The organism is Azospirillum isscasi (assembly GCF_030849505.1).
Taxonomy (GTDB): domain Bacteria; phylum Pseudomonadota; class Alphaproteobacteria; order Azospirillales; family Azospirillaceae; genus Azospirillum; species Azospirillum isscasi.
The window spans coordinates 63,679-82,853 of record NZ_JAUJFI010000005.1 but is presented as its reverse complement, the minus strand read 5'-3'; the positions used below and the strand labels follow the sequence as shown (position 1 = coordinate 82,853).

At 69.0% G+C, this 19,175-nt stretch carries 21 protein-coding genes and 1 pseudogene; 12 read left to right on the top strand and 10 right to left on the bottom strand.

The features are described from left to right. From lpxK to QSG27_RS02675, 7 genes are all read left to right on the top strand, one after another. Positions 1 to 825, top strand: an 825-nt coding sequence (lpxK, locus tag QSG27_RS02705; protein WP_306703609.1) for a tetraacyldisaccharide 4'-kinase, incomplete at its 5' end; no start/stop codon positions are given. Continuing rightward, positions 818 to 1,726: a lipid A biosynthesis lauroyl acyltransferase gene (locus QSG27_RS02700; protein ID WP_306703608.1), complete on the top strand. Its 909-nt coding sequence runs from the start codon at positions 818 to 820 to the stop codon at positions 1,724 to 1,726. The genes lpxK and QSG27_RS02700, both read left to right, overlap by 8 nt. An 11-nt stretch (positions 1,727 to 1,737) precedes the next feature. Then, on the top strand, positions 1,738 to 2,406 hold the full coding sequence (locus tag QSG27_RS02695; protein WP_306703607.1) for a LysE family translocator: 669 nt from the start codon (positions 1,738 to 1,740) through the stop codon (positions 2,404 to 2,406). A gap of 129 nt (positions 2,407 to 2,535) precedes the next feature. Then, entirely contained in the window at positions 2,536 to 2,928 is a 393-nt protein-coding gene (locus tag QSG27_RS02690) for an NADH:ubiquinone oxidoreductase subunit NDUFA12 (protein WP_306703606.1), read from the top strand. A gap of 30 nt (positions 2,929 to 2,958) precedes the next feature. Further along, the gene (mlaD, locus tag QSG27_RS02685; RefSeq protein ID WP_306703605.1) at positions 2,959 to 3,444 is read left to right on the top strand and encodes an outer membrane lipid asymmetry maintenance protein MlaD; all 486 of its coding nucleotides are present in this window, start codon (positions 2,959 to 2,961) and stop codon (positions 3,442 to 3,444) included. 148 nt (positions 3,445 to 3,592) lie between these two features. Continuing rightward, positions 3,593 to 3,874: a hypothetical protein gene (locus QSG27_RS02680; RefSeq protein WP_306703604.1), complete on the top strand. Its 282-nt coding sequence runs from the start codon at positions 3,593 to 3,595 to the stop codon at positions 3,872 to 3,874. Between the two features lie 90 nt (positions 3,875 to 3,964). Next, entirely contained in the window at positions 3,965 to 4,405 is a 441-nt protein-coding gene (locus QSG27_RS02675; RefSeq protein WP_306703603.1) for a DUF2155 domain-containing protein, read from the top strand. Between the two features lie 18 nt (positions 4,406 to 4,423). Here QSG27_RS02675 and aat read toward each other — a convergent pair whose 3' ends face one another. Continuing rightward, a complete protein-coding gene (gene aat, locus QSG27_RS02670; protein ID WP_306703602.1) occupies positions 4,424 to 5,062 on the bottom strand; it encodes a leucyl/phenylalanyl-tRNA--protein transferase in 639 nt (212 codons plus the stop codon). 125 nt (positions 5,063 to 5,187) lie between these two features. Here aat and QSG27_RS02665 point away from each other — a divergent pair, with 125 nt between their 5' ends. Both QSG27_RS02665 and QSG27_RS02660 read left to right on the top strand, forming a co-directional pair. After that, positions 5,188 to 5,841: a ribonuclease T2 gene (locus QSG27_RS02665; protein ID WP_306703601.1), complete on the top strand. Its 654-nt coding sequence runs from the start codon at positions 5,188 to 5,190 to the stop codon at positions 5,839 to 5,841. Between the two features lie 86 nt (positions 5,842 to 5,927). Beyond that, positions 5,928 to 6,224, top strand: coding sequence for a hypothetical protein (locus tag QSG27_RS02660; RefSeq protein ID WP_306703600.1), 297 nt, complete (start codon positions 5,928 to 5,930; stop codon positions 6,222 to 6,224). Here the strand turns inward: QSG27_RS02660 and accC are convergent. The 5 genes from accC to QSG27_RS02635 all read right to left on the bottom strand — a co-directional run bounded on the left by accC (position 6,179) and on the right by QSG27_RS02635 (position 10,852). Then, the gene (gene accC, locus QSG27_RS02655; RefSeq protein WP_306703599.1) at positions 6,179 to 7,522 is read right to left on the bottom strand and encodes an acetyl-CoA carboxylase biotin carboxylase subunit; all 1,344 of its coding nucleotides are present in this window, start codon (positions 7,520 to 7,522) and stop codon (positions 6,179 to 6,181) included. The genes QSG27_RS02660 and accC overlap by 46 nt on opposite strands. Positions 7,523 to 7,542: 20 nt before the next feature. Then, entirely contained in the window at positions 7,543 to 7,992 is a 450-nt protein-coding gene (accB, locus tag QSG27_RS02650) for an acetyl-CoA carboxylase biotin carboxyl carrier protein (protein ID WP_306703598.1), read from the bottom strand. A gap of 23 nt (positions 7,993 to 8,015) precedes the next feature. After that, positions 8,016 to 8,465 (bottom strand): type II 3-dehydroquinate dehydratase, encoded by a 450-nt coding sequence (gene aroQ / locus QSG27_RS02645; RefSeq protein WP_014241158.1) that lies wholly within the window; start codon positions 8,463 to 8,465, stop codon positions 8,016 to 8,018. Positions 8,466 to 8,590: 125 nt separating this feature from the next. Beyond that, a complete protein-coding gene (locus tag QSG27_RS02640) occupies positions 8,591 to 9,355 on the bottom strand; it encodes a substrate-binding periplasmic protein (RefSeq protein ID WP_306703597.1) in 765 nt (254 codons plus the stop codon). 33 nt (positions 9,356 to 9,388) lie between these two features. Then, positions 9,389 to 10,852, bottom strand: a complete 1,464-nt coding sequence (locus QSG27_RS02635; RefSeq protein WP_306703596.1) for a dynamin family protein — start codon at positions 10,850 to 10,852, stop codon at positions 9,389 to 9,391. A gap of 186 nt (positions 10,853 to 11,038) precedes the next feature. Here QSG27_RS02635 and QSG27_RS02630 point away from each other — a divergent pair, with 186 nt between their 5' ends. Both QSG27_RS02630 and QSG27_RS02625 read left to right on the top strand, forming a co-directional pair. Next, entirely contained in the window at positions 11,039 to 12,031 is a 993-nt protein-coding gene (locus QSG27_RS02630) for a cation diffusion facilitator family transporter (RefSeq protein WP_306703595.1), read from the top strand. 70 nt (positions 12,032 to 12,101) lie between these two features. Then, positions 12,102 to 12,671 (top strand): hypothetical protein, encoded by a 570-nt coding sequence (locus QSG27_RS02625; RefSeq protein ID WP_306703594.1) that lies wholly within the window; start codon positions 12,102 to 12,104, stop codon positions 12,669 to 12,671. 196 nt (positions 12,672 to 12,867) lie between these two features. On the opposite strand, the gene QSG27_RS02620 is transcribed toward QSG27_RS02625, so the two are convergent. Together QSG27_RS02620 and QSG27_RS02615 are read right to left on the bottom strand one after the other, a co-directional pair. After that, on the bottom strand, positions 12,868 to 13,197 hold the full coding sequence (locus QSG27_RS02620) for a hypothetical protein (protein WP_306703593.1): 330 nt from the start codon (positions 13,195 to 13,197) through the stop codon (positions 12,868 to 12,870). 110 nt (positions 13,198 to 13,307) lie between these two features. After that, complete coding sequence (locus QSG27_RS02615; RefSeq protein WP_306703592.1) at positions 13,308 to 15,746, bottom strand: methyl-accepting chemotaxis protein; 2,439 nt, start codon at positions 15,744 to 15,746, stop codon at positions 13,308 to 13,310. Positions 15,747 to 16,249: 503 nt separating this feature from the next. Between QSG27_RS02615 and QSG27_RS02610 the strand changes: the two are divergent. Beyond that, a pseudogene (locus QSG27_RS02610) lies at positions 16,250 to 16,514 on the top strand (helix-turn-helix domain-containing protein); the annotation flags it as partial. A 520-nt stretch (positions 16,515 to 17,034) separates the two neighbouring features. Here QSG27_RS02610 and QSG27_RS02605 read toward each other — a convergent pair. After that, positions 17,035 to 18,213, bottom strand: a complete 1,179-nt coding sequence (locus QSG27_RS02605; protein WP_306703591.1) for a baeRF3 domain-containing protein — start codon at positions 18,211 to 18,213, stop codon at positions 17,035 to 17,037. A gap of 186 nt (positions 18,214 to 18,399) precedes the next feature. Beyond that, positions 18,400 to 18,996 carry a DUF882 domain-containing protein gene (locus tag QSG27_RS02600; RefSeq protein ID WP_306703590.1) on the bottom strand — a complete coding sequence of 199 codons (597 nt, stop codon included), beginning with the start codon at positions 18,994 to 18,996 and terminating at the stop codon, positions 18,400 to 18,402. Positions 18,997 to 19,175 lie beyond the last annotated feature (179 nt).

Genomic DNA, 19,175 nt, shown 5'->3' with positions numbered 1-19,175 from the left:
ACGCCGGTGTGCATCGCCGTCGCGGAGGCGCTGCGCGCCCGCGGCATCGCCCCCGCCTTCCTCACCCGCGGCCATGGCGGGCGGGAGCGCGGCCCGCTGTCCGTCGATCCCGGCATCCATGATTCCGCCGCGGTGGGCGACGAGGCGCTGCTGCTGGCCGCCCACGGTCCTTGCTGGGTGGCGCGCGACCGCGCCGCCGGGGCGCGGGCGGCGGTGCGGGACAGGGCGTCGGTCCTGGTGATGGACGACGGTTTCCAAAATCCCGGCCTTGCCAAGGATCTGTCGCTGATCGTGGTGGACGGGGCGGTGGGCTTCGGCAACGGCCATCTCGTCCCCGCGGGCCCCCTGCGCGAGCCGGTGGCCCGCGGGCTGGCCCGCGCCGGGGCCGTGGTGGTGGTGGGCGAGGACCGCGCCGGGGTGGAGCGCCGGGTGGCCGGCGCCCTGCCCGTCCTGCACGCCCGGCTGGAACCGGCGGAGGAAACCCGCGCGCTGGCCGGGCAAAGGGTCCTGGCCTTCGCCGGCATCGGGCGCCCCGGGAAGTTCTTCGCCACGCTGGAGGCGCTGGACGCCCGCGTGGTGGAGCGCGTCCCCTTCGCCGACCACCACCCCTACCGCCCCGAGGAGGTGATGGCCCTGGTGGACCGCGCCGCCGCTCTGGGCGCGCTGCCCGTCACCACGGCGAAGGACGCCGTCCGCCTGCCCGGCGCCCTGCGCGCCCTGGTCCGGGTGGTGCCGGTGCGCGCCGTCTGGCGCGAGCCCGCCGCGCTCGACCGCCTGCTCACCCCCCTTCTGACTGGGCTTCCGACTGGAGTTCCGAATGGCTAAGCCGCGCGGCCCCCTGGCAACCTGGCTGACCCGCCGGGTCGGCTACCCGCTGGAGGCCGTCCTCGTCTACGGCTTCTGCGGCCTGTTCCGTGCCCTGCCGCTCGACCGCGCCTCGGCGCTGGGCGGCTGGATCGGGCGGACCGTCGGCCCGCGCCTGCCCGGCACGCGCACCGCACGCCGCAACCTGGAGCGCGCCTTCCCCGAGAAATCCCGCGCGGAGATCGACGCCATCGTCCTCGGCATGTGGGACAATCTGGGCCGCGTCATCGCCGAATACCCGCATCTGGAGGCGATCAGCGATTACGGCCCCGGCGGGCGGACCGAAGTGATCGGGGGCGAGCACATCCTCGCCCTGCGCGACGACGGCAAGGCCGGCATCCTGGTGTCCGGCCATTTCGCCAATTGGGAGGTGCAGTCCGTCTGTTCCCGCAAGATGGGGGCGGAACTGGCCGTGGTCTACCGCGCGCCCAACAACCCCTATGTGGGGCGCCTGCTGACCGAACTGCGCGGGGCGGCCTCCGGCACCCAGATCCCCAAGGGGTCCGAGGGCGCGCGCACGCTGCTGCGCGTCCTGACCAGGGGCGGGCATGTCGGCATGCTGATCGACCAGAAGATGAACGACGGCATCCCCGTCCCCTTCTTCGGGCGCGACGCCATGACCGCCCCGGCGGCGGCGCAGCTCGCCCTGCGGCTGGGCATCCCGCTGGTGCCCGCGCGGGCCGAGCGGCTGGACGGCGCGCGCTTCCGCATCACCGTGCTGCCGCCGGTCGAACCGCCGGACACCGGCGACCGCAACGCTGATGTGCGGATTTTGATGGAGCGCCTGAACGCTCTGTTGGAGCAATGGATTCGGGAACGCCCTGCCGAATGGCTGTGGCTGCACCGGCGCTGGCCCGACTGACGGAGAACATCATGCCCCTCGACCCGCATCTGCTTCAGCTCTACCTCGTCGCGGCGCTGGTGTTGACGGTGGCGCCGGGGCCGGATTCGCTGCTGGTCCTGTCGCGCAGCGTCATGGACGGGCGCAACGCCGGGGTGGTCGCCACCGCCGGCATCACGCTGGGCAACCTGATCCACGCGCTGCTGGCCGCCGCCGGCATCTCCGCCCTGGTCGCCGCCTCGCCGGCCCTGTTCGACGTGCTGCGCTACGCGGGCGGCGCCTATCTGGCCTGGATCGGCGGGCGGGCGCTGTGGAGCGCCCTGCGGACCGGCTTCGGCGGCCGCGACGGCGGCGAGGACGCGGCCCCGGCCAAGCCCGAGTCGGCCCCGGCGCACCGCGTCTTCCTCCAGGCGCTGCTGACGAACCTGCTGAATCCGAAGGTCATCCTGTTCTACCTCGCCTTCGTGCCGCAATTCGTCGCACCGGCGCTCGGCCATGTCGCCCTGCAGATCTTCCTGCTGGGCTCGATCCTCGGCGGGATCGGCTGCCTCTATTTGCTGGGGGTGGCGGCGCTCAGCGCCGGGGCGGCGCGGCGGGCGCTGTCCAACGCGCGGGTCCGGGCCGTTCTGGACGGCGTCGCGGGGGTCCTGTTCCTGGGATTCGCGCTGCGCCTGCTGCTGACCGACCGGCGCATCGCCTGACGGCAAATCCGTCAGGCGGGAAAAGACGTTGCAGAGTCTGTGGACGAGCGTGGCCGGGGGTGTCATAGTGCCGCCCGCGTTTAACCGGCCAGCCTGACGGGCCGATTGGCTTACCGACCGCGAGCGACGATGAGCGAGAAGATCTCCCTGATCACCTGGATGGCGAACATCCACATCCGGTTTGTCACCTGGCGCCGGGGCAACAAGGTCGGCACCGACCGCTTCGGCAACACCTACTACCGTTCCCCCAGCGCCATTGCCGCCGTGAAGGAACGCCGCTGGGTGATCTACGCCGGGGAGCCGGACGCCTCCAAGGTGCCGCCGGAATGGCACGCCTGGCTGCATCACACCACCAAGGCCCCGCTGCCCGAAGGCAACAGCGCCTTCCACAAGCCGTGGCAGAAGGAGCATGTGCCGAACCTGTCCGGCTCGCTCGGGGCTTATCGTCCGCCCGGACACCAGTATGCGGGCGGGCAGCGCGTGCGCGCCACCGGCGATTACGAACCCTGGACTCCAGGCTGAGACGCCCGCGCGGTCCTTTAGGAATCATTCATGCGCCGCAATGTGATCGAAACCGTGCTCGGCGGGGTCGTCCTCGCCGTGGCCGGCTTTTTTCTGGCCTTCGCCTACACCAGCGCCGATCTGCGCAAGGTGAACGGCTATGCCATCACCGCCAACTTCTCCAGCATCTCCGGCCTGCAGAGCGGGGCGGACGTGCGGATCAGCGGCGTGAAGGTGGGGTCGGTCACCGAACTGACGCTCGACCCGAAGAGCTATCAGGCGGTCGTGCACATGTCGATCCACCCGGACATCCAATTGCCCAAGGACACCGCGGCGGTCATCGCCTCCGAAAGCCTGCTGGGCGGCAAGTTCCTGTCGCTGGAGCCGGGCGGCGAGCCGGACATGATCAAGCCGAACGGCCGCGTCGAGTACACGCAGAGCACCCCCGGCATCGAACAGCTTCTGGGTCAGGTCATCTTCTCGCTGCAGAACATGAGCAAGCCCGGCCAGGAGGGTGGCGAGCCGCCCAAGCTGTAAGCGCCGCGGCAAGGACGCCGAGCGAACGGAGGGGCCTCACGGCCCCTTTTTTCGTTTCGGCATCCCTTTTCCCCTTCGCCTTCGGAACAGCCCCGGCCACGCTGCCGTTTCCTCCCGCAGACCCATCCCATCACGGAGGAGATCAGCGATGAAAGCGCGTTTCCTGGTTCTCGGCCTCGCCCTGCTCGCCGCCGCCTGCGGCGTCAACACGGAGGAGAAGGCCGCCAGCGGTGCGCTGGGCGGGGCTGCGGCGGGGGCCGTGGTCGGCGGGCCGGTCGGCGCGGTGGTCGGCGGGGCCGCGGGCGCCGGGGCCGGCACCGCCACCCAGAAGGTCGAGGAGAAGAACGGCACCGCCGGGCCATCCACCAGCACCAAGTCCACCGGCAGCAAGTCAAGCGGCACCAAGTCCGGTGGCGTCGTCACCCAGTAAGCGGGCATTCAGTGGACGGGGCGCCGCTTCCGGGATAGAAGGCTGTCGGGTTCCGGCCCACGCCGTTCGACATCACGGAAGCGATCCCCTGTGACGACAGTGACGACGACCTTGAAGACCCTCATCGGCAAAAGCGTTTGCGGCGCGGCCCTGGCGGCGGCGCTGCTCGGGCTTGCGGCCCCGGGCCTGCCCGGCCAGGCCGCCGCCGCCCCGGTGCCGGAGGAGATGGTGAGCCGCCCCGCCGCGAAGCTTCAGGGGTTGGACAAGATCACCGCCCGCACCTCCACCTTCACCATCGCGGTGGGAGAGACCAAAGCGCTCGGCAGCCTGCGCATCACGCTGCGTGCCTGCAAGGAGAATCCGCCCATCGAGCCGCCGGAAGCCGCCGCCTTCCTCGAAGTCATCGAGAACAAGCCCGGCGAGCAGGCGGAAGCGGTGTTCAGCGGCTGGATGTTCGCCTCCAGCCCCGCCCTGTCGGCGATGGAGCACCCGATCTACGACGTCTGGGTCCTGTCCTGCGAAGGCAATTGAGGCGAACCGGACGGTTCCTCAGTCCTTCCCCAGAAGCACCGCGATGGCCCTGTCCTGGTCCACGCCGCCGAAGTCCGTCGGCACCGCCAGCGCTGCGGTCAGCCGGCGGCGGTATTCGGTGCGTGGGATTTCCATGGCGCCGAACTGGCTCAGATGCTCCGTCACGAACTGCGCGTCCAGCAGCGTGTAGCCCGCCGCCCGCAGCCGGGCGACCAGATGCACCAGCGCCACCTTGCTGGCGTCGGTGGCGCGGCTGAACATACTCTCCCCGAAGAAGGCGCCGCCCAGCGCCACCCCGTACAGACCGCCGACGAGCCGGTTTCCGCACCAGCATTCCACGCTGTGGGCGAAGCCGCGCTCGTGCAGTTCGGTGTAGAGCCGCAGGATGTCGCCGTTGATCCAGGTCTTCGGGCGGTCCGGAGTCGGCTCCGCGCAGGCTTCGATCACCGCGCGGAAGGCCGTGTCGAAGCGCAGGTCGAACAGACCCCGCCGCACGGTCTTGCGCAGCTTGCGGGGGACGTGGAAGCCGTACAGCGGCAGGACGCCGCGCCGCTCCGGATCGAACCAGTACAGCTCTTCGGAGTCGGCGTTCTCCGCCATCGGAAAGATGCCGGCGGCGTAGGCGCGCAGAAGCAGCGATGCGGACAGCTCGATCATCGCGGCCACTATACCCGTTTGACCCCTCGCCCCCGCAACGTTATCTCAGCGCACCACTTCCGCGCGACAGGTGGTTCCCACCATGGTATGCAACGGATGAGCGCGTCCAAAGAAGGAAATCCAGCATGACGAAGCTATTGCCGGCCATCGCCGTCGCGGTGGTTGCGTTTCTCTTGATGACCGGCACGTCATGGGCGCAGCGCAAGGCGGAGCCCGGCACCTTCGATTATTATGTGCTCAGCCTGTCCTGGTCGCCCACCCACTGCGCCAGGAATCAGGGCGACGCCGATCCCGACCAGTGCGGGGTGGAGCGCAAGTTCGGCTTCATCGTCCACGGCCTGTGGCCGCAATACACCAACGGCGGCTACCCGGCCACCTGCACGCGCGATCGCACGGTTCCCCGCGCCGTCGTGGATGCCACCATGCCGGTGATGCCCAGCGTCGGGCTGATCGTGCACCAGTGGACCAAGCACGGCACCTGCACCGGCCTGCCCGTTTCCGACTATTTCGCGCAGGTCCGCGGTGCTTTCGCCAAGGTGAAGATCCCCGAGGCGCTCCAGGCACCGAAGCCCGACCTGTCGATCCCGGCAACCCAGGTGGAGCGGCTGTTTGTCCAGGCCAACCCAGGGCTGGAGCCGGAGTCGGTGGCGCTGGTCTGCTCCAAGCGCGACGTGGCGGAGGTGCGGCTGTGCCTGAACAAGGAGCTGGCCTTCATCCCCTGCGGCGCCAAGGTGGTGGACCGCTGCCGCCGCGACGCGATGCTGACCGCGGCGCCGTGACGGGGGATAAAATTCTCGGGTGACAACAGGGTCTTCACGGATTCAGGCACGGATTTCACGGATTTTTTTTTGGGCTTGCTCAGCCATTGCCGATCGAACAAGCGCGCGCTGGGCACGAATTGAAAAAAATCCGTGAAATCCGTGAAATCCGTGAAATCCGTGAAATCCGTGAAATCCGTGAAATCCGTGAAATCCGTGAAATCCGTGAAATCCGTGCAGTCCGTGAAGACCCAGTTACCCGCGAGAATCCTACACCCGCGCAAACGAAGAGAGCCCTTCTTCCCCGCCGGGAAGAAGGGCTCTCTTCATTCAGCCGTTTGGCCAGCCGTTCGACGCCTTACTTCTTCATGCCCATCAGCTGTTCGAGCCAGTGGATGTCGTAGTTGCCGTCGATGAAGTCCTGCTGCGCGATGATGCGCTGGTGCAGGGGCAGCGTGGTGTCCACGCCGCCGATCACATACTCCTCGATCGTCCGGCGCAGCCTCATCAGGCACTCGTTGCGGGTGGTGCCGTGGACGACCAGCTTGGCGATCAGGCTGTCGTAATGCGGCGGGATGCGGTAGCCGTCGTAGAGCGCCGAGTCGACGCGCACGCCCAGGCCGCCCGGCGCGTGGTAGCCGTCGATCTTCCCCGGCGAGGGGATGAAGGTTTCCGGATGCTCCGCATTCACGCGGCATTCGATCGAGTGGCCCTGGAACCGGATGTCCGCCTGCCCGTAGCCGAGCGGGGCGCCGGTCGCCACGCGGATCTGCTCGCGCACCAGATCGACGCCGGTGATCATCTCGGTGATCGTGTGCTCGACCTGGAGGCGGGTGTTCATCTCGATGAAGTAGAACTGCCCGTCCTCGAACAGGAACTCCATCGTGCCGACGCCGCGGTAGCCGATGGCCGCCGCCGTCTTCGCCGCCAGTTCGCCGATGAAGGCGCGCTGCTCGGCGTTCAGGGCCGGCGACGGGGCTTCCTCGATGACCTTCTGGTGGCGGCGCTGCACGGAGCAGTCACGCTCGCCGAAATGCACGCAGTTGCCGTGCTCGTCGCCGAGAAGCTGGATCTCGATGTGCCGGGGCTTGCCGAGATACTTCTCGATGTAGACCTCGTCGTTGCCGAAGGCGGCGCGCGCCTCGCCGCGGGCGAGCTGGTAGGCTTCCTTGAGCTGGTCGGGGTTGCGGGCGACCTTCATGCCCTTGCCGCCACCGCCCGCCGCCGCCTTGATGAGGATCGGATAGCCGGTCTCGCGGCCGATCTTCTCCGCCTCCTCCAGCGTCGGCACCGGGCCGTCGGAGCCGGGGACCACGGGCAGCCCCTGCTCCATCACCGTCTTCTTCGCGGTGACCTTGTCGCCCATGATGCGGATGTGCTCCGCGGTCGGGCCGATGAAGGTGAAGCCGTGCTCCTCCACCATCTCCGCGAACTGGGCGTTCTCCGACAGGAAGCCGATGCCGGGATGGATCGCGTCCGCCCCGGTGATCGACGCCGCCGACAGGATCGCCGGAATGTTCAGGTAGCTTTCGCGGGCCGACGCGGGGCCGATGCACACGCTTTCGTCCGCGAGGCGGACGTGCATGGCGTCGGCGTCGGCGGTGGAATGCACCGCCACGGTCTGGATGCCCATTTCGCGGCAAGCGCGGTGGATGCGCAGAGCAATCTCACCGCGGTTCGCGATCAGGACCTTCTCGAACATCGCCAAGGGACGGTCCCCGCTCACTCGATGATCATAAGGACTTCGCCGAACTCCACCGGCTGGCTGTCGGAGACCAGAACCTCGACAACCGTGCCGCCCCGCGGGGCCTTGATGGGGTTCATGACCTTCATCGCCTCGATGATGAGGACGGTCTGGCCGGCCTTCACCGTGTCGCCGACGCGCACGAAGGGCGTGCCGCCCGGCTCCGCCGCGGCATAGGCCGTGCCGACCATCGGCGAGGTGACGGCGCCGGGGTGGCTGGCCGGCTTGCCGGCCGGGGCGGCGGCCGAAGCCGCGATGGGAGCGGGAGCGGCGACCGGAGCGTGCACGGCCACCGTCTGGGCGGCGGTCGGGCGGGTGACGCGGATCCGCTTCTCGCCCTCGGCAAACTCGATCTCGCTCAAGCCCGTCTCACGCAGGAGATCCGCGAGCTTGCGGACCAGATCGCCGTCGATGTCGAAGCTTGCCATGGTGTTCGTAATTCCCGTGTTCCTTAGTCGCGCTCGAGGATATTCGCCATGGCGTCCAGCGCCAGCAGATACCCGTGCGGGCCGAAGCCGCAGATCATCCCCTTGGCCACCGCGGAAATGTGCGAGTGGTGGCGGATGGCCTCACGCTTGTAGATGTTGGAGAGATGCACCTCGACGATCGGCAGCTCGGACAGGATCAGCGCGTCCATGATGGCGACGGAGGTGTGGCTGTAGGCGCCGGCGTTGATGACGATGCCGTCATGCTCCGTCCGCGCCTGCTGAATCCAGGAAACGAGTTCGCCCTCGTGGTTCGACTGCCGGAAATCGATGGCCAGCCCGAGCTGTTCGGCGCGTTCCTGGCACGCGCCTTCCAGATCGTCGAGCGTCATGGAGCCGTAGATGTGCGGTTCGCGCACGCCCAGCATGTTCAGATTCGGTCCGTTCAGGACCAGAACGGAAGCGTCGATGGCCACGGGCCACGCCCCTTTTCCAAGATCGAGTCCGCGCGTTTATAGCACTTTGCGTCGCGCTGGCAATGCCGCATGGAGCGGTTGCCGCGCCCATTCGGCGTGTTCTGCCCCATTCGATGCGCAACGCTTCACGGTGCCGCGGACAGGTGGCGGCGCAGGATTTCCTCCATTGCGCCACCGTCCTTCAGCTTCTTCAATCCAGCGTTGAATGCCGCCAGGATCGCCGCCGCTTCCGGCGTGGCGCGGGAAAGAACCAGATGCTGCCCGGCGCGGGCGTAGGGCAAGGGGGCGATGCGGATCCCGTCGCCGGCCATCGCCTTGGCAATGGCGCTCTGCCCGGTGAATTCGTCGATGACGAAGGCGTCCACCCGGCCCGAGGCGACCATCCGCACGCAGGCCGGCAAATCCGCCGGGCTTTCCCGCGTCAGCGCGCCCGACGCGGCAAGCTCCGCCAATTCCGGCGGCAGGGCGTGGCCGACCGGCGCGCAGACCGTCCGGCCCCGGAAATCCTCCGGCCCGCGGAACGCCATGCTGCTGTGGGTGGAGAGATAGACGAGCTGCCGCGCCTCCAGAAGCGGGTCGGAGAACAGCATCTCCATCTCGCGGTCCCGCGTGCGGACATAGGGGAAGGTTCCCAGGAACTTGCCCGCCAGCACCCCATCGTAACCGCGGCGCCAGGGCATGAAGCGGATCTCGTAATGCAGCCCGACCTCGCCGAAGGCGCGGCGCACCATCTCGGTCAGCAGGCCGCCCTGCGGCAGCTCTTCCCCGGTGAAAGGCGCGAAGTCGTTGCCGGTGACGAGATGCAGGGTGGAATCGAGCGGCGCCGCCCGGGCGGTGCCGAGTGCCGCCAGCAGCAGGAGCATGCCCAGAAGGCACCGCCGGCCCGCCATCGTCCGTTTCCCCCCTGCCCTACGGCCGTCCGCTCACTCCGCCGCGGCGCGGTTGCGCCGCCCGGCGGGGTCGGTGAACAGGTCGTTGATGCGCTGGACATGTTCCGCCACCGCCTCGCGGATGGAGAAGATGCGCTTCTCGGCGCCGCCGCTCCAGCCCGCCGGCTTCTTGCGGAAGATCGAGCGGAAGAAGCGGGTGTTGCGCAGGAAGCCCTGCTGCAGGTTCAGGTCCACGTCGCCGAAACGCTCCGGCAGGCTGTGGGCGACCCGGCGGGCCAGGAAGGAGCGCAGCCAGAAATGCCCGGCGCCGAACAGGCCGGCCAGCAGCGCCAGCGCCACCAGCACCCCGACCGGCAGGCCACCGGCCCAGGCCGGCGGCGACTGGCTCAGCCAGGACAGGAAGGCCGACACCGTGTCCCCGCCGGCGAGGCTGGCGATGCCGCCGAACAGAGCGGCCAGGAGCGCCGCCCACACGGCGTCGCCGATCAGCACCAGCTTGCGCCAGCGCTTCATCGCCGCGACGAGCTGCGGCACGATCTCGCCCTTCAACTCCTTCACCAGGCTGTCGATCATGCCGACGATGCGGTAGGCGCGGGCGACCTCCACCTCGTTGATGCGCACCTGGAGTTCGGCAAGGTCGGCGTCGCGCCGCGACTCGTAGCGGGCGCGCACCGCGTCGTCGGCGATGGCCACCGCCGACTTGCTGTCGTAGAGCGCGTAGAAGCGGCCCGACACCAGCCCGGCCTGGGCGATGGCGCGCTGCCACGCGCCGAACACGGCCTCCAGATTGTCTTCCTTCGCCGTGGTGTCGATCTGGTTCAGGATGTAGCAGACCTTGCGGGCGTCGGCGCGGTCCACCGTCTTCGACACCAGATGCTTCAGCGTGTCCTGCATCGCCCCCGGCTCCGGGTGGCGCCCGTCGAAGAAGACCAGCACGAGGTCGGACAGCTCGACGATGTGGTCGACCAGCCGCAGGACGGAACGGCGCTGGTCGTCGGCGTCGAAACCCGGCGAATCGATGAAGATCTTGCCGCGCGCCCGGTCGCCGGACAGCGTCTTCAGTTGCAGATAGTTGTCGATGCGCTTGCCCTCGCCCGCCGCCACCTTCTCGATCTCGTCGGCGATCCGGTAGAAGGGAAAGCGCGGGTCGGCGTTCAGCGCGGTGCCCGGCAGGGCCTCCCGCCGGGTTTCCGGCCCGTGGCAGATCACCGTGAACTTGTCGTCCACCGCCTGGTTGCCGGTGTTCTGAAGCGGCGCGCCGAGATAGCCGTTGAGGAAGGTCGACTTGCCCGCGGAGAAGGTGCCCAGCACCGCGATCATCGGCCACCAGGGAATGCGCGTGGTCAGCGACTCGTGCGGCCCCAGCAGGCCCAGCCGGACCAGAACCCGGTCGAAATTGCGGAAGGTCGGAATGACCGGGAGAAGGTTCGGGTTTTCCGCACGGAGATGCGCGTCCAGCGCGGCGAGGCGCTGCTGGAGGGCTTGCCTGGGGGTCATGGCCGGCCGGGTCCCGTCTGCTGTGAATTGAGTGAGGTCTCGTGTCGGGGGCACTCTCTAGCACGAGGCGCCGTGTCGATGGACAGCGAAATCGCCGTGACCGGAAACGCCGTGACGGCGGCGCGGCATCGGTCCTATCCTGTGCGGACTCGTCCGTTTCCGTGCATGTCGGCAAGGGGCAGGCCAGTGACGCAAGGACCGCAGGGCGACGGCGCCCATCATCACGATCATCACCATCATCACGGGCATGGCCGCGGGCATGGGCATGGACATGACCACGGGCATTCCCACGCCGCGGCGGTGACCGCGGACAGCGAGCGGCGGATCCTGCTCGTTCTGCTGATGACCGCCAGCCTGATGGTGGTGGAGGTGGTGGGCGGCCTGCTGTCGGGGTCGCTGGCCCTGCTGGCCGACGCCGGGCACATGCTGACCGACGCGGCGGCCCTGGCGCTGGCGTGGCTGGCCTTCCGGCTGGGGCGGCGACCGTCCGACCGGCGGCGCAGCTTCGGCTATCACCGGCTCCAGGTGCTGGCCGCCTTTGTCAACGGCCTCAGCCTGTTCCTGCTGTCCGGCTGGATCCTGTGGGAGGCGGCGCAGCGGCTGATGCAGCCGCAGCCGGTCATGGGCGGCACCATGATGGCCGTGGCGGTCCTGGGCGGGCTGGGCAACCTCGCGGGCTTCTTCATCCTGCACCGCGGCGACCGCGAGAACCTGAACGTCCGCGGCGCCGCCCTGCATGTGCTGGGCGACCTGCTGGGCTCGGTGGCGGCGGTTGTGGCGGCGGGCGTCATCCTGCTCACCGGCTGGACGCCCATCGACCCGATCCTGTCGGTCGTGGTCGCCCTGCTGATCCTGCGCGGCGCCTGGGAGGTGGTGCGGCAGAGCGCCCACATCCTGGTGGAGGGCACGCCCGTGGGCATCGACGTGGACGACCTGCGCCGCACCCTGCACGAGGCGGTGCCGGCGGTGACCGACATCCACCACGTCCATGTCTGGTCCCTGACCGCGGAGCGCCGCCTGCTGACCATGCACGCCGTGGTGCCTCCGGGAACCGACCGGGACGCGGTGCTGCACGATCTGGTGGACACGCTGCGCGGGCGTTTCGGCATCGGCCACGCGACGGTGCAGGTCGAAACCGGCCCCTGCCCGGATCGCCGGGAAACCCGGCATGCGGCCTGACCCGCGCCACCTTTTGTGACCTTCTTTGGTGGTATGGATCGAAGGCGGCCGCTGAAACGTTGCTTTCGGCATGACTGCCGAACACGACCCTGACGACGCTCCCGGAAACGATGGCGGCGCCCTGCGCCTGACCGCGGAGGAACTGGCTTTCCTTCTCAGCGATCCGCTGGCCCAGGCGGACCGCGAGGAGCGCAACGCCCGCGCCAACCGGGCGCGCACCGAACGGCGCCGCAGCGACCCCGCCTATGCGGAGCGGCTGCGCAACGAGGACCGGCTGCGGCAGCGGCGGCACCGCGCCAAGGCGGCCATCGGCAGGCCCGAGCGGGAACCGGACCCGCCCGTCCCCCTGCCCGCCCTGTCGGCGGCGGACGCGCTCCGGCGCCTGGAAGCCCATCTGGACGGCGCCGCCACCGCGCAGGCCGCCCAACTGCGCCGCCGTCCGGAGGCTCTGCGGCGCTATGCCGCGGCCTTCGAGATCTACCGGTCCCTCGCCGACCGGGGGGAGCGCCCGACCCGCGGCGCCCTCGCCGCCGCCTTCGCCGCCCGACTCGGCCTCACGCTCACCCCGTCCCAGATCCAGAAGCTCCGCGATCAGGTGGAGGGTTTCGCCCGTCCCGGCGGCCCCTGGCACGCCGGCTGACCGGAAGGACGGAAAGGCCGATACAGCGCGTCACGCAGCGGGGCCGATGCGGGCTCCGTTCGGCCCGCAAACGGTCATTAACCCACTCTTAACCATGAATTAAGGAACCGTTAAGCCTGTTCGGGCGCTCCGCAGCGCCTTGCGATCCCCGCCGGGGCGCTGCGTGACGGGGTGTATCGGGCTTTGGGGGATCGTCTCACAGATCGGTCGGGGCGTCCGGTGCCGCAGCCCCAGGCTTGGTTTCGGGTTTCTGCGGCGCGGGCTCGGACGGCGCCGGACGGTTGCGGTCGAGCCGGCGGATGACGATGTCGCCTTCCGGCGTCACTTCCGGAGCCGCGAACATCGGCATCTGCCGCACCCAGCCCTCCAGGGCCTTCATCAGCAGATCGAGCCCTTGCCGGGCCTGTTCGCCCGGCTGGGCCGGCGGCGGGGCGGCGCCGGGCGGGGGCGGCGTGTCGGCGGCGCCCGCCGGAACCGCCCACAGGGCGCCCACGAGAATCAGAGGGATAAGGCGGCGCGCGGTCATGGATCGTCACTCCCGGTCGGTGAGGTGTCTTTCCCTGACAAACGTCCGCGCCGCCATTTTCATCGCACGGTTTTTCAAGCCACCCCGCCGAGGAGTGGCCGGTGGAGACCTCAGAACTCCTTCCAATCGTCCTCATCGGCGGAGGCGCGCTGCAAGGTGGCCGACGCCGCCTTGGGCCCTGCCGAACGGGCGGGAGCCGCCGCCTTGCGCACCGCCGGCTTGGTTGGGGCGATGCTGCGCCGCAGGGCCGGAGCCGCCGCGGCGTGGCCCGTTCCGCCGTGATGATGCGCGGCGGGGGCCGCCGCGAAGGCCGAGGCGTCCAGCTTGAAGAAGCTGACCAGCGACCGCAGGTCGGTCGCCTGGTTGGCGAGCGACTGGGCCGCCGCGGTGGTCTCCTCCACCAGGGCGGCGTTCTTCTGGGTCATCTCGTCCATCTGCGAGACGGTGGCGTTGATCTCGTCGAGCGCCGCCGCCTGCTCGCTGGAGGCGGAGGCCATCTCGGCGATCAGCCCGGCGACCTGATGGACGCCCGACACGATGCCCTCCAGCGCGTCGCCGGCCTTCTTGACCAGCTCCACCCCGTCCTTCACCTGGGCGTCGCTGTCCAGGATCAGGCCCTTGATCTCCTTGGACGCCTGAGCGGAGCGCTGGGCGAGATTGCGCACCTCCTGGGCCACCACCGCGAAGCCGCGCCCCGCATCGCCGGCCCGCGCCGCCTCGACCGCCGCGTTCAGCGCCAGCAGGTTGGTCTGGAAGGCGATCTCGTCGATCACCCCGATGATGTCGGTGATCTTGCGGCTCGCCTCCTCGATGCGCTTCATCGCCTCGATGGCCGAATCCGCCACCGTCCCGCCGGACTCCGCGGCGGTGCGGGCGTCGGAGGCCATGCCGTTGGCGCGCTGGGCGTTGTCGGCGTTGGAGCGCACGGTGGCGCCCAGCTCCTCCATGCTCGCCGCCGTCTCCTCCAGCGAGGACGCCTGCTGCTCCGTCCGCTCGGCCAGATCGCTCGATCCCAGCGAGACTTCGGACGCGGCGCCGGAAATGGCGTCGGTGGCGCGCAGGATCTGGCCGACGATCTCGCCCAGCTTGGCGGAGGTGGTGTTGACGTCGCTCTTCAGCGTCTGGAAGGCGCCCTGGTAGTCGCGCTCGACCCGCTTGTTGAGGTCGCCCTGGGCGAGCGCGCTGAGCACCGCGCCGAGGTCGGCGATGACCGCCTCCACCGTGTCGGTCAGGCGGTTGATGCCCGCCGACATGGTCTTGTAGAAGCCGTCCTTGCCGGTCAGGTCGAGGCGGCGCGACAGGTCGCCCTTGGACACGCCGTCGATCAGCGCGGCGATCTCCTCGCCGATCGCCGTCTCGCGGGCGCGCTGCGCCTCGTCGGCGCGGCGTTCCGCCTCCAGACGCTCGCGCTCGGCCTCGTCCATCGCCTTCTTCTGGATGGCGTTCTCCTTGAACACCTGGACCGCCTGGGCCATCTGCCCGATCTCGTCGCGGTTGGCGAGCGCCGGGATGGTCACCGTCAGGTCGCCGCCGGCCAGGTTCGTCATCGTCTCGGTCATCGAAACGACCGGCTTCACGATGGACCGCGCCACCGCCCAGGCCAGCAGCAGGCCGAACAGGAAGGCGCCGCCGGCGATCGCCATGTTGGCCGACAGGGTGCGGTCCAGGCTGGTTTCGGTATCGGCCTTGACGCCGTCGCGGTCCTTGGTCTCAAGCGCGACGGTGCGGTCGGACAGGTCGGCGAACTCCGCCCCGCGCGCGGCCATCGCGTCGATCAGCTTGGCGTTCTCCAGCATCACGGCGGCGGTTTCGCGGAACAGGGCGACGTAGCGGTCGGAGAGCTGGTCGGCGGACTGCGCCGTCGCCCGGCGCGCCGGGTTGCCCAGCCGCTCGGTCAGCCGGCGGATGGACTCGCCGAAGGCGTCGTTGCGCGCCGACACCTCGGCGATGATCGCCTCGTTCGGGCTGGTGAAGAAGCGCGAGGCGGTTAGGCGCGCCAGCAGAAGCTGCTCCTGCGCGAGGCCGGCGCCGGCCGCCGCCTCGTGCTCGCCGTCGGCGATCAGGGTTGAGACGAGCTGCGACACGGTTTCCCGCGCCTTCTCCCCCGCCGGGACGAGCTGCTCGGCGTAGAGGCGGTCACGGCGCTGGCGGAGCTCCACCAGCGCGTTGAAATCGGTCATGTAGCCGGCGAAGAGCTGGTTCATCCGCTCCAGCAGGACGCGGCGCTCCCCGGTCGTCCCGTCCAGGGCGCCCCGCAGGTCCTTGGCGAGGGTCGCCTGAACGGCGCGCACCTGCTCCGCCACCTTCGGATCGCCGGAGTTGTTGAAGTTGACCACGAGGCGGCGCATCTGGGCGACCTGCCCGTCGATGGCGCTGACCTGGATCGAGTGGTTGCTCACCGCCGCGTAGGATTCGAAGCCGTCCCGCGCCACCCCGAGGCCCCGCACGCCGATGGCGACGACCACCGCCAGCAGCAGCAACACCACGAGGAAACCGAAATAAATGCGGGTTCCGACCTTGAAGCGCCCCGCCAGACTGCTTGTCTGCATCGACCTGATCCTTTGATTGCGACCCGGCGGCGCCAGGGGACCGTCACCGCCGACCATCGCCGCCAACCGGCCCCGCCGGCCCGGCACCACCGGCCCGGCGCGGCCTGTGGCGCGAATTCTATTCCATGCGACCTATCCGAATTTGATTATCAAAGTGTTTCCACACCGCCCCGCCGGATCAGATCGCCACAATTTGAAATATTAAATATCATAACGGCGAGACAACATTCCATTTGTTCCCACGCCACGACGGCGCCGGACGCCGCAACCGGCACGCGCGATGCGGGCGGAGCACCGCAATCAGCGCCTTCATCATCCGTGCACCGGAAAGACGCCTGAAAACCCGTATTTCAAACCCATACTCCACTATGTGTATCCAAATCATGGTTCCGGCGCAGTAATTTCAGAGATTCCGCTTGCCTGACGCCAAAGCCTGTGTGAACAATCCGGTCAACATACTCAAATCCTACATATTTATTCGTAAGCATTGGAGTTCCAGGTCCATGAGCGAACCAGTGGTGCGCAAAAGGGGGCGACGCGGCTCGCCCGAATCCTGGTCGGTCGATGCACATGTGGGGCAGCGCGTCCGCATGCGCCGCACTTTGCTTGGCATGAGCCAGGAAAAGCTGGGTGAGGCCATTGGGCTGACGTTTCAGCAGGTCCAGAAATACGAACGCGGCTCGAACCGCATTTCCGCCGGAACGCTTTACCGCCTGGGACAGGTACTGGACGTTCCGGTCAGCTTCTTCTTCGATTGCTACGACGACCCGCAGGCCGCGACGGGAAAGGCGCCCGCCGCGGATGGAGCACGGATCGGCGACGGCGCCATCAGCCGCCGCGAGGCGCGGATGCTGCGCCTCTGGCGGGCCGCTCCGGAGGACGTGGGCGACGAACTGCTCTCGCTTCTCAGCTCCCTGTCACCGCACCTCCGCGACGCGCGGGACGAGGAGGACACCCCCTCGCCCGACGCCGTTCTGCCGGGCGCCTTTCACGGGGCCGGAATCGCGCTGGCCGTCCCGGTCCCGTCGAGAACCGCGGCCCCCTCCGACGGCATGGGACACGGCAAGGTCGTGGCGAAGGCCGTCAAGCACCGCGTGAAGGCCGAAAGCACCGGAACGGGCAAGCGGCGGCGTCATGGCGCCGTCTGGGACCCGGCGGACATCTACCGGGCCGGGAAACCGCCCGCCGGAAAGCCGAACAAGGCTTCCAACTGACGGCCTGAACGACGTCGGGGCGACGCCCCCCGGACGCCGCCCCGCCGATTTTGATGCCTTCAGAAAAGCCGGGTTCAGAAGCGCAGGATCGCCGCGGCCGAGGCGCCGGACGGCAAATCCGCCTTGCTCACCACATGCACCTCCCCGCCCCGCAGCAGCGTTTCCGTGGCGGCATGCTCGACGAGGTCGATGGCGCCGTCCGCCTCATGATGCAGGGGGAAGGCCCGGTGATAATCCTCCCGGAAATGCCCCCAAACCTTGTCGTTCTCGGCCACCAGCAGGACACCGACCCGCCCTTCGCGGGCCGCCACCATCACCTCTTCGGCCCGGGTCGTCGTGCGCTCCGCCGTGCTGCGGTCGCCATAGAGGGCGTTGAAGCGCTCCACCGCCGTCCGGCGGGTCGACTCGAACATCGGCTTGACCACCGCATAGGCCCGGCGGCGCAGTTCCTCCGCCTCCAGCGCGTCGGGGTTCGTCACGACGCCGCCCTGCATCAGGCCGTGCAGATGCGTGTCCTTGCGCAGGAGCCCCTGGATCTCCTCGTCGGCGACCACGACGAGCGGGCCGTGGAAGGGCTTCAGATGATCGCGCGCGCGGGCGCCGACCCGCCCGACATAGTCGATCAGATGAGCCTTGCGCAGCTCCTCCGGGTCGTCGCCGAAGCTGTGCGTCTTGACCATGGAGATGCCGCCCCGGTCCGTGCGGTCGGCGTGGCGGGCGGGCGGCGCGGAGTGCCGGTTGTTCTGGTCGTAGTCGGTTTCGGCGTCGATGTCCGCCACCCCCCGCGGCAGGTCCGCGTCCTCTTCCGCGATGCCGTTGCGGGTCGCGGAGAAGAGGCGGGCCCGCCCGGCGGTGACGGCCAGGATCATGAAGGTCCCGTCATCCGCCAGCAACGGCAGCAGGGGCCGCAGCGTGAAGCGGGAATTGATGGTCACCTCCTCCGGCAGTTCCACCGGCACGCGGTGAATGGCCGACACGCCCCTGGCCAGGAAGACAGCCAGACCGCGGTCCATGTGGCGCCAGAACTCGCCCTGCTCCAGCAGGTCGGACGCCGGCTTCAGGAACGCCTCCGCGTCGGGCCGGCGCAGGCCGTGCTTTTCGCACAGCTCGTCCTGGGCCTTCGAGATCAGGTTCCGCAGCCGGATCACGTCCTGGCGGATGTCGCGCCCGGCGATGTGGGTGGGCAGGAAGATGGACACCGCCGGCGCGGCGTCGACGGCCAGGAGCCGTTCCAGATCGTGTTTGCAGAACATCGCCTTCGTCGCCTTCTCGTGTTGCTCGTTCGGAGAGTTCCGACCGGAGCAACCGGCGCGTCGGCCTATGGTTCCGGGTCCCCTACCGACAGGGCAGGCGCCCGGACCGGGGGATACGGCAACTCAGTCTATGACGACGGTAACGATGGCTCGAACGATGGTTTGGCCCCGCACCGGGCCTGGGATTCACCAGGTCCGGACCGGGCCGGTGTCGATGTGCACGAAGCCGCTGCGCGGGTAGAAGCCGACCCCCCCGGCCTCCAAGCCGCGGGCGGCGGAGGCGATGGCCTTCAACTCCACGTCCGGCAGCATCACGTCGATGGCCATGCCGCGGGTGTGATAGCTCTCCTTCGCGACCCCGCGGGACCGGCGGCGGGCCATGGCGTTGGTCCGGCGGGACCGGTAGCCGCAGATGACGCGGAAGGGTTCGTCGCTGTCCAGCGTCCGGTGCAGCCGGGCCAGCACGTCGAACAGGCGCGGGTCGAAATGGCCGACCTGCTTGGCGCGGTGGTCGCGCAGCAGCACGTCCAGCTTCTTCAGCGCGTCCGGACGGTAAGCGCCATCGGCCCAGTAGACGCCGCTGAAACGCTCGTCGGTGTTGACGTTGTGGAGAGACAATCGGCGCACGCCACCGGCGAGGGGGGCCGCAAGGGCCGGGGCGGCGGGCACCAGGGCCGGAACGGCCAGGGCGGTCAGGGTCGCGGCGGCGAAGGTCAGAAACCCACGGCGGCCGGTCTCGCGCCCGTTCATCGGCGCGGCACGGTCGTCAGTCCCCAAAAGCATCACTCCCTAAATGCATTTTGGTGATCGGGCCGCGCCGTTCCATCGCCGGGCGACCCCTATGGATTGCTCGAATTAAGACCAAAATATTGTGGTCATACCGAACGTATATCCCTATAGGCTAGGGCTTGACCGGGATCAACCCGAAAATGGCCCGAATCGGTCACAAATCGGCCTCCGGC

What these genes read in the sequence shown, in the direction of transcription:
- QSG27_RS02700 (WP_306703608.1), top strand. Translation starts at nt 818, where the DNA reads ATGGCTAAGCCGCGCGGCCCCCTGGCAACCTGGCTGACCCGCCGGGTC.
- QSG27_RS02695 (WP_306703607.1), top strand. Translation starts at nt 1,738, where the DNA reads ATGCCCCTCGACCCGCATCTGCTTCAGCTCTACCTCGTCGCGGCGCTG.
- QSG27_RS02690 (WP_306703606.1), top strand. Translation starts at nt 2,536, where the DNA reads ATGAGCGAGAAGATCTCCCTGATCACCTGGATGGCGAACATCCACATC.
- mlaD (WP_306703605.1), top strand. Translation starts at nt 2,959, where the DNA reads ATGCGCCGCAATGTGATCGAAACCGTGCTCGGCGGGGTCGTCCTCGCC.
- QSG27_RS02680 (WP_306703604.1), top strand. Translation starts at nt 3,593, where the DNA reads ATGAAAGCGCGTTTCCTGGTTCTCGGCCTCGCCCTGCTCGCCGCCGCC.
- aat (WP_306703602.1), bottom strand. Translation starts at nt 5,062, where the DNA reads ATGATCGAGCTGTCCGCATCGCTGCTTCTGCGCGCCTACGCCGCCGGC.
- QSG27_RS02665 (WP_306703601.1), top strand. Translation starts at nt 5,188, where the DNA reads ATGACGAAGCTATTGCCGGCCATCGCCGTCGCGGTGGTTGCGTTTCTC.
- accC (WP_306703599.1), bottom strand. Translation starts at nt 7,522, where the DNA reads ATGTTCGAGAAGGTCCTGATCGCGAACCGCGGTGAGATTGCTCTGCGC.
- accB (WP_306703598.1), bottom strand. Translation starts at nt 7,992, where the DNA reads ATGGCAAGCTTCGACATCGACGGCGATCTGGTCCGCAAGCTCGCGGAT.
- QSG27_RS02640 (WP_306703597.1), bottom strand. Translation starts at nt 9,355, where the DNA reads ATGGCGGGCCGGCGGTGCCTTCTGGGCATGCTCCTGCTGCTGGCGGCA.
- QSG27_RS02635 (WP_306703596.1), bottom strand. Translation starts at nt 10,852, where the DNA reads ATGACCCCCAGGCAAGCCCTCCAGCAGCGCCTCGCCGCGCTGGACGCG.
- QSG27_RS02625 (WP_306703594.1), top strand. Translation starts at nt 12,102, where the DNA reads ATGACTGCCGAACACGACCCTGACGACGCTCCCGGAAACGATGGCGGC.
- QSG27_RS02620 (WP_306703593.1), bottom strand. Translation starts at nt 13,197, where the DNA reads ATGACCGCGCGCCGCCTTATCCCTCTGATTCTCGTGGGCGCCCTGTGG.
- QSG27_RS02615 (WP_306703592.1), bottom strand. Translation starts at nt 15,746, where the DNA reads ATGCAGACAAGCAGTCTGGCGGGGCGCTTCAAGGTCGGAACCCGCATT.
- QSG27_RS02605 (WP_306703591.1), bottom strand. Translation starts at nt 18,213, where the DNA reads ATGTTCTGCAAACACGATCTGGAACGGCTCCTGGCCGTCGACGCCGCG.
- QSG27_RS02600 (WP_306703590.1), bottom strand. Translation starts at nt 18,996, where the DNA reads ATGCTTTTGGGGACTGACGACCGTGCCGCGCCGATGAACGGGCGCGAG.